Source organism: Brevundimonas vesicularis (assembly GCF_027105095.1).
Classification (GTDB): Bacteria; Pseudomonadota; Alphaproteobacteria; order Caulobacterales; family Caulobacteraceae; genus Brevundimonas; species Brevundimonas vesicularis_E.
In genome coordinates this window covers 2,702,501-2,717,150 of record NZ_CP114278.1, presented here as the reverse complement: position 1 = coordinate 2,717,150, position 14,650 = coordinate 2,702,501, and the positions used below count along the sequence as shown (strand labels likewise).

General features: G+C 66.0%; 9 protein-coding genes and 1 rRNA gene (1 of these 10 only partly in view). 4 read left to right on the top strand and 6 right to left on the bottom strand.

What is annotated here, in order from left to right:
* Nucleotides 1-4: 4 nt before the first annotated feature.
* Nucleotides 5-1,258 (bottom strand): cation:proton antiporter, encoded by a 1,254-nt coding sequence (locus O2K97_RS13550; protein WP_269219655.1) that lies wholly within the window; start codon nucleotides 1,256-1,258, stop codon nucleotides 5-7.
* A 756-nt stretch (nucleotides 1,259-2,014) separates the two neighbouring features.
* On the bottom strand, nucleotides 2,015-5,011 hold the full coding sequence (gene ileS / locus O2K97_RS13545) for an isoleucine--tRNA ligase (RefSeq protein WP_269219654.1): 2,997 nt from the start codon (nucleotides 5,009-5,011) through the stop codon (nucleotides 2,015-2,017).
* Nucleotides 5,012-5,313: 302 nt separating this feature from the next.
* Here ileS and O2K97_RS13540 point away from each other — a divergent pair, with 302 nt between their 5' ends.
* On the top strand, nucleotides 5,314-6,219 hold the full coding sequence (locus tag O2K97_RS13540) for a hypothetical protein (protein WP_269219653.1): 906 nt from the start codon (nucleotides 5,314-5,316) through the stop codon (nucleotides 6,217-6,219).
* A gap of 128 nt (nucleotides 6,220-6,347) precedes the next feature.
* On the opposite strand, the gene O2K97_RS13535 is transcribed toward O2K97_RS13540, so the two are convergent.
* The 4 genes from O2K97_RS13535 to hfaA all read right to left on the bottom strand — a co-directional run bounded on the left by O2K97_RS13535 (nucleotide 6,348) and on the right by hfaA (nucleotide 11,983).
* Nucleotides 6,348-9,233 (bottom strand): M16 family metallopeptidase, encoded by a 2,886-nt coding sequence (locus O2K97_RS13535; protein ID WP_269219652.1) that lies wholly within the window; start codon nucleotides 9,231-9,233, stop codon nucleotides 6,348-6,350.
* 110 nt (nucleotides 9,234-9,343) lie between these two features.
* Nucleotides 9,344-10,603, bottom strand: coding sequence for a holdfast anchor protein HfaD (gene hfaD / locus O2K97_RS13530; protein ID WP_269219651.1), 1,260 nt, complete (start codon nucleotides 10,601-10,603; stop codon nucleotides 9,344-9,346).
* Nucleotides 10,530-11,546 (bottom strand): holdfast anchoring protein HfaB, encoded by a 1,017-nt coding sequence (gene hfaB / locus O2K97_RS13525; RefSeq protein ID WP_039247049.1) that lies wholly within the window; start codon nucleotides 11,544-11,546, stop codon nucleotides 10,530-10,532. The genes hfaD and hfaB overlap by 74 nt, the downstream gene beginning before the upstream one ends.
* Complete coding sequence (gene hfaA, locus O2K97_RS13520) at nucleotides 11,543-11,983, bottom strand: holdfast anchoring protein HfaA (protein ID WP_269219650.1); 441 nt, start codon at nucleotides 11,981-11,983, stop codon at nucleotides 11,543-11,545. The genes hfaB and hfaA overlap by 4 nt, the downstream gene beginning before the upstream one ends.
* A gap of 119 nt (nucleotides 11,984-12,102) precedes the next feature.
* Here hfaA and O2K97_RS13515 point away from each other — a divergent pair, with 119 nt between their 5' ends.
* From O2K97_RS13515 to O2K97_RS13505, 3 genes are all read left to right on the top strand, one after another.
* A complete protein-coding gene (locus O2K97_RS13515; RefSeq protein WP_269219649.1) occupies nucleotides 12,103-12,774 on the top strand; it encodes a rhomboid family intramembrane serine protease in 672 nt (223 codons plus the stop codon).
* A gap of 103 nt (nucleotides 12,775-12,877) precedes the next feature.
* Nucleotides 12,878-13,303, top strand: a complete 426-nt coding sequence (locus O2K97_RS13510; protein WP_112861507.1) for a CBS domain-containing protein — start codon at nucleotides 12,878-12,880, stop codon at nucleotides 13,301-13,303.
* 629 nt (nucleotides 13,304-13,932) lie between these two features.
* Nucleotides 13,933-14,650: ribosomal RNA gene (locus O2K97_RS13505) — 16S ribosomal RNA — on the top strand; it runs 743 nt beyond the window's last position.

Below are 14,650 nucleotides of genomic sequence, written 5' to 3'. Positions count from 1 at the left end.
GGGCTCAGGGCGCCGCGACCGCATCCGTGATCGGGCCGTCCGCCGCTGCGGGGCGGATCGCGCCGGCCGCAGGCGGCTTCGGCTTTCCGCCCATCCGGTCGGTGAACAGGAAGACGAAGGGGTTGAGCGAGATGGACAGCAGGGCGGCGGCCAGGATCAGGTCGTGGGTCTCGCGGCTCATGGCGCCCAGGGACACGCCGAGCGCGGCCAGGATGAAGGAGAACTCGCCGATCTGGGCCAGGGACGCCGCGACGGTGAAGCCGGTCGGGCGATCCAGCTTGAAGGTCTTGGCGATGACCAGGGCAGCGACCGACTTGCCGACGATGACGATGCCCAAAACGCCCAGAACCGCCCACGGCTGGCGCACCACGATCATCGGATCAAACAGCATGCCGACCGAAACGAAGAACAGCACGGCGAAGGCGTCGCGCAGGGGCAGGGATCGCTCTGCCGCATTGTGACCCAGGGGCGAGGCGTTCATCACCAGGCCGGCCAGGAAGGCTCCCAGCGCGAAGGAATGGAACAGGAAATAGGCCAGCCAGGCGATGCCCAGGGCGATGGCGAGGACGCCCAGGGTGAAGAGTTCGCGCGACTTGGTGTGGGCGATGCGGATCAGCAGCCAGGGGATGACCTTGCCGCCGACGACCAGCATGCCGACGACGAACAGCACGACCTTGAGCAGGGTCAGGCCGACGTCTGCCCCCAGGGCCGCAAAGTCCGTCTGGGTTCCAGCCGGGACAAGCACCATGGGCAGCATGACCAGGGCGATGACGATGACCAGATCCTCGACGATCAGCCAGCCCACGGCGATGCGGCCGATCTCGCCCTTGACCTGTTTGCGCTCCTCCAGCGCCCGCAGCAGGACGACGGTCGAGGCGACGGACAGGGCGAAGCCCATCAGCAGGGCCTCGACATCGCCCAGGCCCAGCACGAACCGGCCGAGCCCCCAGCCCAGCACGGTGGCGACGCCGATCTGAACCAGGGCGCCGGGAATGGCGACCTTGCGGACCTGCATCAGATCCTTGGGCGAGAAGTGCAGGCCGACGCCGAACATCAGCAGGATGACGCCGATCTCGGCCAGTTGCGGCGCCAGTTCGGTGTCGGCGACGAAACCGCCGGTATAGGGGCCGACGATCACGCCCGCGACGAGATAGCCCACCAGGGGCGACAGTTTCAGCCGATGCGCCAGCATGCCGAACACGAAGGCGAGGACAAAGCCCCCGACCAGGGTGAGAATCAGGCTGTCGGCATGCGGCATCAGGGCTCCTGTCGCGAGCGAAGGTGTGATTTGGGTAGGCTTTGCAGTTGGGGCGCGAGGCGCGGTTTGACAAGATGACGCAGTGTCGCGCGGGACGGAAAACGGCTTCGTCTTCGCGGCTTTCGGCCTGCGAAGGGGATGGAGGGCTGGGCGGAGCGTCGGGCCTTCGCCCGGAGTTCTGTGATGTGATTACCGTTTCGACGAAGGGTGTGACGCTCCGCGCGGAAGGTTGGCCTGCAAGCTCGGGGCGCCGAGCGGTGGCGGTCTTGTCGCCTAACCCCATCAGCCTGCGACGGGCGGGTCGGAGCAGCGATCCCCGATCCCCGGTGCGGCCGAGTATCCCCCTCGACCCTGCGACGCGACTGCGGACGCCGGGGCGATTCCCCGACCGATCAGCCCCGGCGCCGCGATGGGATCTCACCATCGCCCCCGTTCCCTCCGCTCTCGCCGCCGCAAGGTCGCAGGCCAGGCGAGCCCTCCATGCGACGAGACAGGTGCATTATGGGGCCGTTTGACCCCGCGGACGGGAAAAGGGGGACATAAATCGGCAAGCGATTGAAATCGCTGCGGATGGACCAGCGTCATTGCGCTGGCTGAGCATCGTCTCCTCCCCATGTCATGGGGAGGTGGCTCGAAGCGCAGCGGAGAGACGGAGGGGCTCTTCGCGCATCCCCGACCTCTGTGGGACGTCAAGAGCCCCTCCACCGCTTCGCGGTCCCCCTCCCCCTTGCATGGGGAGGAGACGGTTTGGTGCGATCAGGCGTGCGTCTGGTCCCAGTACCGAACCGCATCGGCGTCGCGGGCCGAGAGGTCGGGGTAGACGGGGTCGGAGCCGACGTCGGGGACGCGGCGCCACGAGCGGGCGCATTTCGGGTGGTCGGCCAATCCGATGACTACGCCTACCAGAGGAGTGTTTTCGTGCAGAACAGCCCCTTCAGGAACGGGCGCGTGTTTGAAACTGGCGAGGCTTGTCACGAAAACTTCCGCCGCGAAATCCTCGATGGAAAGACCCTCTGCTTCAAAGTCGCCGATATAGGCGGGTTTCCCGTCAGCACGTTTTCCAAGTTTCGGATCAAGGAAAATCAGGGGATGCGCGTCTAGAGAACCACCGATGCGCTTCAGGTTTCTAGCTTGTTCAAGCGCCAAGTTGACCATGCTCTTGATCTTGGCGATCTCTGCCCAACGCTCGGCCTCGGCCGGATTACGCCATTCGGCCGGGGTGTCGGGGATGACCCGCGCGCAGTTGGAGCCCGCGTCCGGGAAGCGCGTGGTCCAGGCCTCTTCCATCGTGAAGGGCGTCAGCGGGGCCAGCCAGGCGGTGAGGCGCATGAAGACCTCGTCCATCACCGTGCGGGCGGCGCGACGGCGCAGGCTGTCGGGGCGGTCGCAGTACAGGGCGTCCTTGCGGATGTCGAAATACAGGGCCGACAGGTCGCCGGCGCAGAACTCCAGCACCGGGCGGACGACGTCCTGGAAGCGGTATTCGGCGTAGGCGGCGCGGACCTGAGCGTCGAGCTCATGCAGGCGGTGCAGGATGAACCGCTCCAGCGGCGGCATCTGGTCCAGCGGCAGGCGTTCGGCCTCATCGAAATCGGCCAGGGCGCCCAGCAGATAGCGGACGGTGTTCCTGAGCTTGCGATAGGCGTCGACCGTGGTCTGCAGGATCTGTTTGCCGATCCGCTGGTCGTCCGAATAGTCGACCAGGGCCACCCACAGACGCAGGATGTCGGCGCCGGATTCCTTGATGATTGTCAGGGGGTCGGTCGTATTGCCCTTGGACTTGGACATCTTCTCCCCCTTCTCGTCGAGGGTGAAGCCGTGGGTCAGGACCGCCTTGAACGGGGCGCGGCCGCGCGTGCCGCAGCCTTCCAGCAGGGACGACTGGAACCAGCCACGGTGCTGGTCGGAGCCTTCCAGATAGAGGTCGGCGGGCCAGTGGGCGGGACGGTCGCCGGTGTAGCCGTTTTCCGGCAGGCGCGGGTCCAGCGTGAAGGCATGGGTCGAGCCGGAATCGAACCAGACGTCCAGAATGTCCTCGACCTTTTCGTAGCGAGCCGGGTCGTGGGCGCCCAGGAAATCGCTGTCGGGCGCGGTGAACCAGATGTCGGCGCCATGTTCGGCGACGGCCGCGACGATGCGGGCGTCGACCTCGGGGTCATGCAGGGGCTGGCCCGTCTGTTTTTCGATGAACATCGCCAGAGGCGTGCCCCAGGCGCGCTGGCGGCTGACCAGCCAGTCGGGACGGCCCTCGACCATCGAGCGGATGCGGTTCTTGCCGGCGACGGGATGGAAGGCGGTGGCGTCGATCGCGTTCAGCGCCGTCTCGCGCAGGGTGTCGCCGCTCTTCAAGGGTTGATCCATGCGGATGAACCACTGAGGGGTGTTGCGGAAGATGATCGGCGCCTTGGAGCGCCAGCTGTGCGGATAGGAATGCTCCAGTCGCCCGCGCGCCAAGAGGTTGCCGGCCTCGATCAGCTTCTCCATCACCGCGCCATTGGCGGGACCGAACTTGCCGGTCTTCTTGCCCTCGGTCTCCAGCACCTTCAGGCCCGCGAACAGGGGGACGTGAGGGTAATAGGCCCCGTCGGGATCGACGGTGTCGGGCACCTCGTGATGACCGTGGGCCTTCCACACCTCGAAGTCGTCGGCGCCGTGGCCGGGCGCGGTGTGGACGAAGCCGGTGCCGGCGTCGTCGGTGACGTGATCGCCGGCCAGCAGGGGCACGGAGAAGCCGTAGCCGCTGTCGAGCGCGGCCAGCGGGTGGGCGGTCTCAAGGCCCGACGGATTGATGTCGTAGACGCGGGTCCAGGCGGCGATCTTGGCGGCCTTGAACACGTCCTCGGCCAGCTTGTCGGCCAGGATCAGGCGGTCGCCGGGCTTGGCCCAGGGCGCGAACTCAAGGCCTTCCTCCATGGCCGTGACCTCATACAGGCCATAGGCGATTTCGGGGCCGTAGCTGATGGCGCGGTTGGCCGGGATGGTCCAGGGCGTGGTGGTCCAGATGACGATAGAGGGCGTGCTGGAGCGGAAGGCCAAGAGGTCGTCGGGATGGTCGTCCGACATGGCCGTGACCGGGAACTTGACCCAGATCGTCGGGCTGACGTGGTCGTGGTACTCGATCTCGGCGTCGGCCAAGGCGGTGCGCTCCACCGGCGACCACATGACCGGCTTGGAGCCGCGATACAGCTGGCCCGAGTTCTTGAACTTGTGGAACTCGGCGACGATGGCCGCCTCGGAGGTGAAGTCCATGGTGGCGTAGCGGTTGGCGAAGTCGCCGACGATGCCCAGCCGGTGGAACTGGTCCTTTTGCAGGTCGATGTATTTGCCGGCGTATTCGCGGCAGGCGCGGCGGAACTCGTCCTTGGACACCTCGTCCTTGCGGCGGCCCTTGGCGCGGAACTGCTCCTCGATCTTCCACTCGATCGGCAGGCCGTGGCAGTCCCAGCCGGGGACGTAATCGACATCGTAGCCCAGGAGGAACCGGCTGCGGACCACGAAGTCCTTCAGCGTCTTGTTCAGCGCATGACCGATGTGGATGTCGCCGTTGGCGTAGGGCGGGCCGTCGTGAAGGACATAGAGGGGGGCGTTCTGCGCCTGACGCTCGGCGCGCAGGGTGCCGTAGAGATCGCCCCACTGTTCCAGGATGACCGGCTCCTTCTGGGGCAGGCCGCCGCGCATGGGAAAGGGCGTCTCGGGCAGGAAGACGGTGTCGCGATAGTCGCGGCCGCAAGGGGTGTCGGTGGCGTCGGCCATGTAAAGTCTCGGCGTCGAAGGTTGAGCGTTCGCTATTTCACTCGCCCGTATCGTGGGCTGTCGATCCCGGCGTGCACGGGGCCATGCGGCCCAGAAGCGCTACGCCGGGCGGCTAATCGAAATCAGGCGAATGGAGACGCGGACGGTCATTGTGCGGGCGGTCTAGCAGACGGATGCGGCATTGCGCCATCCCGAAGCGCAGGCGTCATCAACGGAAACGAAAGGCTTTTGCGGTTTTGTGACGGGAGGATCGGCCGGAATCTTGTTCGGCCGACACGATATTCGCTTGGGAGTTCCCGCCGATGCGGCTGCGGATCACGAAATGGATGCTGGGCCTGGCGGCCGGTCTCGCCGTCTCGGCGGGCGCCGGAGCCGCGCTGGCGCAATGCAACTCCGGCTGCGAGCCGCCGCCGTGCACCTCGTGCGAGCCGCCGCCGCCGCCCGAGCCGCCGCCCTGCAACGGCGGTGGAAACTGCGGTCCTGGCGGCAACAACGGCAACTGGAACGGCAATATCAACACCAACGTCAATGTGAACGTGAACCTTGGCGCGAGCGCCAATGCGAACGCGGGCGCCGGGGCCAACGCCAACTCGGGCGCGCGGTCCTACGTCAACGCGCGCGCCGGCGGGTTCTCGGGCAGCTTCGGCGGAGGCGGCGGCGCGGCCTATGTCAGCGTCGATCAGCCCTATCCGACCACCATCCAGGGCCTGGCCGTCGAGGGCGTGATCGCCCAGACGGTGCGCACCCCCTACAGCGCCTTTCGCAGCATGATGAAGCGGGTCGTCATCCAGGCCGTCTGCATCGACGACCGCCAGGTGCCCCACCCCGCCTCGCAGGTGCGGCCGGATCGCGAGATCGCCGAAGGGTTCGAGGGCGAGCTGTATCGCTGCCTGTCGGGCACCTGGCTGCAGGCGACCATCGCCGATTACAACGGCGACGTCAGCTTCGATCACGGCACGACCCTGACCTGCCGCAAGCATGAGGCGCTGTGGTACGGAACGGGCGGCAAGCTGGAATGCCGGCCCGAGAAGCCCGAGCGGGATTGCAACGAGCGTTCGCTGCTGCGTCGCTACGGCGCCGGGATCAAGATCCTGACGATGTATCGCGAAGAGGAATACACCGAATACCGCGAGGAACAGGTCGAGAGCGCGACCGTGCTGACCGGGGTGATCACCCTGGACGGCGGCGTCGGCGGCCGGGTCTTCTGAACCGGACCTAAACACGCCCGTTCAGCCGCCGCTCAGGCGGGACATGAGATAAGGCGACCGTCGGCTCTCCGTCGACGATCCTGACGACTGGCCCCGGTTCGCGAGAACCGGGGCCTTTTTCGTTGGCGTTACTGGGCCGCCGGTTGAGCGGTGACGGTGGCGCGCCAGGCGCTGTCGGACTTCAGATACTGGCGAGCCAAGGCCTGAAGGTCGGCGGCGGTGACGGCTTCCAGGGTGGCGATCTGGTTGCGGGTCTGATCCAGCGTCGCCGGATCGCTCTGGGCCTGCGACAGCTGGGTCAGCCAATAGCCGTTGTCGGCCATGCTGCGACGGATGCGCTCGACGGCGGGGCGACGGGCGCGGTTCAGTTCGTCCTCGCTGATCGGATTGTCGCGCAGGTCGGCGGCGATGGCGTCCACCGTCTCGAACAGCTTGGGCAGGGCGGCCGGCGGGGTTTCCGCCGTCACCGAGATGAAGCCGTAGCCCGGATAGGTGTCCGAGGCGGTCGAGCCGGCGCTAGGCGAATAGGCCAGGCCCTGCTTCTCGCGGATCTCGTCGTTCAGGCGCAGTTGAAGCACGTCCGACAGGATCGACAGCTGACGCGCGGTCTTGCGATCTTCGACCTGGTCGGTGGTCGGCCAGGCGACGAAGCCCAGAGCCTGTTCGGCGGGTCCGGTGTGATACAGCTGGACCGGCGTGGCGGTCGGGGCCGGGAACTTGCGCACCGTCGATCCGGCGGGCGGCGTGGGCGCCTGACCGCGCGAGGGCAGGGCGCCGAAGGTCGAGCCGACGGCGGCGATGACCGCGTCGACGTCGACGTCGCCGACGACGGTGATCTCGACCGGACCTTGGGCCAGGGCTGAGCGAACGCCGGAACGAATGTCATCGATCTGGATCGCGGCGATCTGTTCCGCGGTCGGGGTCGTCTCACGCGCGTCGCCGCTGGCCAGCAGGCCCGAGGCGTCGCGTTGGAAGACGCCGCGCGGCGTGGCGCCCAGCTGGGCCAGGATTTGCGGGAACATGGCCTTGGTCTGTTCGAACGAGGCGCCGCGCAGACCCGGATCGGTCAGGTAGGCGGCCAGAACCTGAAGCTCCAACTGGAGATCGGCGGGCTTGGTGGCGCCGGCGAAGATGTAGGCGTCGCCGGCCTGATTGACGGCGGCGCTATAGGTGCGTCCGCTGAGGACGCGGTTCATTTCGTCCAGGCTGAGCTTGCCTAGACCGCCGGGGGCCAGGACGGTGCTGGCCATCGACAGCGGCGACAGGGTGTCGGCAGGCAGGCCCAGTTCGCCAAGACCGGTGCGGGCGCTGACCAGGATCTGATCGGCGCGGAAGTCGGTCTTCTTGATGTTCAGCAAGGTGCCGTTCGGGAAGCGAACCAGGGTCGCGCCCAGATCTGCGACTTCCGAACGGGCGGCGGGGACCGCCGGGGCGCCGAAGTCAGCATAGGGCCACTTCAGCTCGGCCTCGGCGGCGCGGGCCTGAACCGGCGTATTGCGCGAGGCCTCCAGCGCAGCGGTGACGGCGGCCTCGCCGCCCTCGACCGGGACGGGCGAGCTGAACAGCAGCAGCGGGCCCTGGCCCTCGAACACCGCCTTGGTCGCCTGATTGACCTGATCGACGGTCAGGCCTTCGACGGCCTCGTTGAAGAGATCGAGGTTGGTCTGGGGCGAGCTGAAGACCTGATCGTCGTTGATGGCGCCCAAGAGACCGTTCGCCAAGGTTGAGGTCGAACGGGTCGCGGCCGAGGCGACGGCGTTCTGAAGCGCGGTGCGGGTGTTGACGATTTCGCGCTGAAGCTCGGCGTCGCTGACGCCGTATTCAGCCAGACGACGGCTTTCCTGCTCGACGCTTTCCAGCGCACGCTGCCAGCCGCCGGGATTGAAGGCGACCGACAGGGTGCCGGCGTCCAGGCTGTCGAACAGCGACTGATATCCGGCGCCGGCGCCGATGAAGGGCGGGTTGTCGGCGCGGGCGATCTCGCCCAGGCGACGGTTCAGCACGGCCAGGCCCAGGCCGCGACGGACGTCGGCGGCGCGCTCGGCGGCCGTGTCGGGGCTGAGGTCCGGGGCCTTGATCCAGTTAATCTGGATTGAGGACTGGATGCCCGGCTCGACCAGGATGCTGGTCTGCGGTTGACGCGGGGCGACGGTTCCCAGGTCGGGCTCGGGACCATCGGCGGCGGTCGGCTTCCAGTCGCCAAAGGCCGCGCGGACCTTGGCCTCCATCGCATCCACGTCGAAGTCGCCCACGGCGATGAAGGTGGCGCGCGAGGGGCGATAGTAGGCGTCGTAGAAGTCGACGAAGCGCTGGCGCGGTGCGGTGCGGATGATGTCGAGGTCGCCGATCGGCAGGCGTTCCGACAGACGCTGGCCGGGCGCCAGGAGGCCGAGCTGGGTCTTCAGCACGCGCAGTTGCGGCGTGTCGCGGGTCCGCTCCTCGCCGACGATGACGCCGCGCTCGGAATCGATGGCGTCCGGCGCCATTAGGGCCGCCGACATCATCTCGCGCAGGATGTGCAGGCTGGGATCGACCGTCTCGTCCTTGGTGTTGGGCAACTCCAGCATATAGGCGGTCTGGTCGAAGCTGGTGAAGGCGTTGGTGTCGGCGCCGAAGGCCAGGCCCAGGCGCTCGAGGATGCGAAGCATCTCGTTCTCCGGCACGTCCTTGGTGCCGTTGAAGGCCATATGCTCCATGAAGTGGGCCAGACCCTTCTGGTCGTCGCGCTCCATCAGCGAGCCGGCGTCGATGCGCAGGCGGAACGAGGCCTGACCCGGAGGCGTCGCATTGTGCAGAAGGGCGTAGCGCATGCCGTTGGGCAGCAGGCCGTAACGGACGGCCGGATCGGCTGGAATGTCGCTGGCGGCCTGGGCCCAGGGGGCTGACGGCGCGACCTGACCGGCGGCGGCCGCAGAGGGCGGCGTGGTTTGGGCAAGAGCAGGAGCGGCGAACGCCCCGGTGGTCAGGGCCAGTCCCGAGACGGCGACAAGCAGCAGATGACGCGCAGAACGCATAAGATCACTCCGAAACCGCAACCCCCGATGGCGCGATGCCGGATGTGTAAAGTGTGCTTGCCTTCGCCACAAGCGGCGCTGGCGAACCTTACCGACTTGTCATGTTCGGATCAGCCGCCGGGGCGGCTGATGTAGAAGCTAGCGCTGTTGCCGACGGCGTTGGCGCCGACCACGGCGGTGCGTCCGGACGAGACCGTGGCGTTGGTGGTTGCGGTGACATTGCCGCTGTTGGTCTGGGTGTTGTTGACGTTGACGTCGCCGCCGCACTGGGAACAGGCATAGCCCGTCACCACATTGCCGACCGCGTCGGAGCCGACGTAGGCGTCATAGCCGTTGACGCCGACATAGGTCGCGTTGGCCTCGACCCCGCCGGTATTCAGCTGAGTGTTGTCCAGCTTCAGATAGATGTCGTTGTTGCCGGCGACCGTCTCGTTGGCGACGCTGCGGGCCGCCAGAACCGTCTGGCCCTGGAGGTTGGTCTGGACGCGGGCGTCGGCGCGGACGCGGCCGGCGTTGGCCTGGTCCGTCTGGATCAGCATGGAGCCGCCGGCGTTGGCGGTGATTGCCTGGTTGGCCCCGGCGTTGGCGCCGACCGTCAGGTCCCAGCCGTTGTCGACATAGACGTCGGTGCGCGCCTCGGTCGTCGAAGCGGCGTTCGACTGACGGATAGCCAGATCCTGGTGCGAGGCGCCCGTGGTGTTGGTCTGGACCGCATTGGCGACAGCCTGGGACGAGAAGATCGCGGGCGCGGGGATGTATTGAACGTCGGCGACGGTCTCGGCGAAGACGGTGGTCTGGGCCCTCTGGTCGATGACGCCGGTCAGGGACGAGGAGGGGCCGCCCAGGGCGAGGGTGTTGGCGACGGCGGTGCTAGTGGCGAAACCGCCTTGCAGCACGCGGCCGTTCGGCGCCTGGACATAGGTTCCGGCCTCGACCCGGTCGCCGGTCGCGGACTGGCTGGCGTCGGCGGCGAAGGTCGCGCGATCGGTGGTGACGCCCAAGTAGTTGCCGCGCGCGGTCGTATCGACGCTGAGCTGGCCGTCGGCCTCTCCGTTCACGACCACATTGCTGCGGGCCACTGTGGCGCCGGTCATCGACTGGCGCGAGACCAGGCCGGCGGAGGCGGCCGTGACCCCGCCCGCGAGCGCATTGCCCTGGGCGTTGGTGCTGACGGTCACCTGATCGACGGACAGGTCGATGTCCACCAGGCCGGTAACGTCGCCGGTCTGGGTCTGGGTGCTGGAGCAGGTTTCGCCGGCTTGCGGGTCGCAGGTCGGCGTTTGCTGGGCGCTCGCCTCAGTGGCGAGTGCGGCGAACGTCGCCGTCGCGGCCATCATGCCAACGAGACGGATCGGCGCGGGTCTGGCCATTGTTGGTGTCCTGAGTGGGATAGGCCGGATAATAGCCGCCGGTCGGGCCGACCGTGGAATCGCCGAGCGGATCGTTGGCGGGGTTCAGGCAGATTTCGGGGCCGGGCGCGCCATAGAGGTTGGCCATGAACTCGACCGTGGCCCGTTCGACCAAGGCGCGGACGGCCAGCTGCGTCGGTTCCATCCCGCCCGTGCCGGCCGAGATGTCGAAGACGTTGCCGTTCAGGAAGTCGAACACGCCGGCCGAGATTTCGCGCCCGATGATCTGCTTCTGATAGGAGACGACATCGACCACCTCCAGCGTGGTCGTCTGGACCAGGCGCAGGTCCATGGCGATGTTCATCACATAGACGCGGTGGTTGACGATGCCCGAGCCGGGGCGGTTGCTGTCGACCTCGCCGCCGGCGATGTCGAAGCCGCCGGAGCGGATGTTGTAATTCACCTCGGTGATGCCGCCGACGACATAGAAGTCCGAACCCGGCACCTGACCGGCCAGGATGCGGCGGTACTGGGTGTCCTCTGGCCCCTTGGCGTCGGGGGCCTGGTCGCCGATCAGCTTGTTGTTGGCGTAGCGCAGCTCAAGCTCGGACACCGAGGTGTCGTAGCGTTCGACGATGCGGGCGCCGGCCTTTGCCAGCGCCGAGTTCGCCATCAGGGAGGCGCCGCCGGTGATCTGGCGGCCGCCGTCGGACGACACTGTGCCGGTGTAGTCGCTGATCCTGCCCACGGCCATGCGTGGCGAGGGCAGGTTGTAGCGACGCGCGTAGTCGGCCAGGCAATAGAGCGCGGCGGAATAGGGCGTGGGGTTTGCGGTCACCGGCGCATTGCCGATCGGCGTCGCATATTGACCCGATGGACCCGCGACTGGGCTGACGCAGCCGGCGAGCAGAAGGGCGACGGCCGAGACGGCGGCGGACCCCTTGATAAGATGACGTCGGCTCATGGCAGGTTGATGTTCCCGTTCAGTGCCGTACCGGCGTTGATGGCGCCGGTGTTGGTCTGGGTCGAGTTGACGATGACGGTGTTGCGGCTGCCCTGGACCACCACGTTCAGCTGATTGCCGATGGCGGTGGAGCCGCCGATCGTCGTGCCGCCGTTGCTGGACGCGCCCGCGCCGGCATAGGCCGAGGCCGCGCCGCCGGACTGGCTGGAATAGGATGAGGCGCCGGACTGGATGATGCCGTTGACGATCAGCCGATTGCCGTTGGCGTCACGCGTATAGCCGGTCGCGGCCGTATTGGCGGCCGTTCGCGCGCCGCCATAGCCTTGCTGGAAGCGCGAAGCGCCGCCCGAACCCGTCGACTGCGCGGTCGCCGGCACGCTTGCAGCGGCGGCGAAAGCCATGACGGCGGTGGATACAAACAGCCTCTTGGCGGGCATTCCGGGGTTCCTCGCGCACAAACGAACGCCGGACCACGAGCGTGATCCGCACCCCAACCTGCATTAAGGTTATTAAGAAGCGCTTGATGCGACGCGGGTCACTGAGCATTTGTGGCGTCATGTCAGATGCATCCGGTCGATTCGATCCGCCGAACAGCCGCCCGGCGCGAGAGCCGATGTTCAACGTGCCGCTGGTCGTGCTGCTGGTCGCCGTGTCGATGCCGACGCTGTATCTGTTCCAGCGCGACCTGCCGGACACGGGCGTGAGCATGGCGTTCGCGCCCATTGATCTGGAGCAGGGGCGATGGGGCGGCCTGCTGACGGCCATGCTGCTGCACGGCGGCTGGACCCACGCGATCATGAATGCGGTGGCGGCGCTGGCCTTCGGGACGCCGGTGGCGCGGCTGTTCGGGACCAAGGTTGGTCCGACGGTCTTTCTGCTCTTCTATCTGGGTTGCGGCGTCTTGGCGTCGCTGGGCTACGGGCTGATCCATTGGGGATCCAGCGAGCCGATGGTCGGCGCGTCCGGCGCCGTCTTCGGCCTGATCGGCGCCGCGACGCGACTGCTGGGAGGGCAGGGCGGGGTGCTGCCGATCGCCGATCGCCGCGTGATCGGCGCGGCCATCACCTGGATGGCGGTCAACGCCGTGACAGGAATGATCGGCGGCCTGCCCGGGGCCGAGGGTGCGCGGATCGCCTGGGAGGCTCACGCGGTCGGGTTCGTGATCGGCTTTCTGGCCATCGGTCCCTTGGGGCGGATGTTCGGAAACGGGGGCGCGCCTCATCCGTGAGGCGCGTTGATTCCGGACGGGGGCTGAGCGATCATCGCTCCCTGAGCGGCCCTGTCGCCATTCCGGCCCCGCGGTCGCTTCTTATTAGAGAGAAGGGACCGCGATGTTCGTCGCCGAAATCCTCAAGACCAAGGGAAACGCCGTCTTCTCAATCGCGCCGGATCTGACGGTGACGCAGGCGTGCGCAGAATTGGAGCAGAAGCGGGTCGGGGCGCTGGTCGTCTGTGACGGCGACAAGGTGGTCGGGGTGTTTTCCGAACGCGATGTGGTCAAGGCGTTGGCGGCCGATGGCGCCGATGCGCTGGACCGCCCGGTCGCCGACTATATGACGGCCAAGGTGATCTATGCCGAACCGGCCGAGGAGATGTCGGCTTTGATGACCCGAATGACTGATCGGCGCATCCGGCATCTGCCGGTGATGCAGGCGGATCGTCTGGTCGGCGTCATCTCCATCGGCGACGTGGTGAAGTGTCAGATCGCCGAACACGCCCATGAGGCCGAGAGCTTGCGGACCTATATTGCAGGATGAGAGGCGCGCGCGCTGTTGGCCGATTCCGGTTTTGCGAGAAACTTCCCCCGCATCATCAGAATCCGCTTGCTGACAAATCCACGTCTCCGTATAGAGCCGCCTCGCTCGGAAACGGGCCGGCCGGCGGGGCGGCGGGGATGAAAATCTCCAAGGTCCCACGAAAGAAAGAGTTGAAAAACTTCTTGCTTTCATCGGTTGGTTTAACTAGGTTCCGCGCTCCAATCGAATCGCCGACGGGTTTTTAGAGGTAAGCCTCGCTTTCCTCCGGTGGTTTCTTGCGGTCTGAAGGGTTCGCTCTTCTCTCCGAAAGATCTCTGAAAAGAGCGGTTGACACGGGGTTTGCGGTTCTCTAAATCGCCGCCTCCGCCGACGACACGGCGTTAAACGGTCGGGCCTCTCCGGAGGTTCCAGGTCTTTGACATTGTTGATTTGGAAAGAGAAACGCAGGCGGCGGTGTTCTTGCGATGACCCTAGAGGTCATCATACGACACTGACTATCTGCGGTCTTTTTTGAAAAGATACCATGCGTCGGTCTTCGGATCGATGACGTGGGAACTCGTCAATAAAATACGTAGAACTAATGCCAAGGACGACTTCGGTCGGTCCGATGCTTAGGTCAGAAGTCAACTCAACCTGAGAGTTTGATCCTGGCTCAGAGCGAACGCTGGCGGCAGGCCTAACACATGCAAGTCGAACGAACTCTTCGGAGTTAGTGGCGGACGGGTGAGTAACACGTGGGAACGTGCCTTTAGGTTCGGAATAACTCAGGGAAACTTGTGCTAATACCGAATGTGCCCTTCGGGGGAAAGATTTATCGCCTTTAGAGCGGCCCGCGTCTGATTAGCTAGTTGGTGAGGTAAAGGCTCACCAAGGCGACGATCAGTAGCTGGTCTGAGAGGATGATCAGCCACATTGGGACTGAGACACGGCCCAAACTCCTACGGGAGGCAGCAGTGGGGAATCTTGCGCAATGGGCGAAAGCCTGACGCAGCCATGCCGCGTGAATGATGAAGGTCTTAGGATTGTAAAATTCTTTCACCGGGGACGATAATGACGGTACCCGGAGAAGAAGCCCCGGCTAACTTCGTGCCAGCAGCCGCGGTAATACGAAGGGGGCTAGCGTTGCTCGGAATTACTGGGCGTAAAGGGAGCGTAGGCGGACATTTAAGTCAGGGGTGAAATCCCGGGGCTCAACCTCGGAATTGCCTTTGATACTGGGTGTCTTGAGTATGAGAGAGGTGTGTGGAACTCCGAGTGTAGAGGTGAAATTCGTAGATATTCGGAAGAACACCAGTGGCGAAGGCGACACACTGGCTCATTACTGACGCTGAGGCTCGAAAGCGTGGG

Coding starts and splice junctions, on each gene's coding strand:
- O2K97_RS13550 (WP_269219655.1), bottom strand. CDS start 1,258: ATGCCGCATGCCGACAGCCTGATTCTCACCCTGGTCGGGGGCTTTGTC.
- ileS (WP_269219654.1), bottom strand. CDS start 5,011: ATGGCCGACGCCACCGACACCCCTTGCGGCCGCGACTATCGCGACACC.
- O2K97_RS13540 (WP_269219653.1), top strand. CDS start 5,314: ATGCGGCTGCGGATCACGAAATGGATGCTGGGCCTGGCGGCCGGTCTC.
- O2K97_RS13535 (WP_269219652.1), bottom strand. CDS start 9,233: ATGCGTTCTGCGCGTCATCTGCTGCTTGTCGCCGTCTCGGGACTGGCC.
- hfaD (WP_269219651.1), bottom strand. CDS start 10,603: ATGGCCAGACCCGCGCCGATCCGTCTCGTTGGCATGATGGCCGCGACG.
- hfaB (WP_039247049.1), bottom strand. CDS start 11,546: ATGAGCCGACGTCATCTTATCAAGGGGTCCGCCGCCGTCTCGGCCGTC.
- hfaA (WP_269219650.1), bottom strand. CDS start 11,983: ATGCCCGCCAAGAGGCTGTTTGTATCCACCGCCGTCATGGCTTTCGCC.
- O2K97_RS13515 (WP_269219649.1), top strand. CDS start 12,103: ATGTCAGATGCATCCGGTCGATTCGATCCGCCGAACAGCCGCCCGGCG.
- O2K97_RS13510 (WP_112861507.1), top strand. CDS start 12,878: ATGTTCGTCGCCGAAATCCTCAAGACCAAGGGAAACGCCGTCTTCTCA.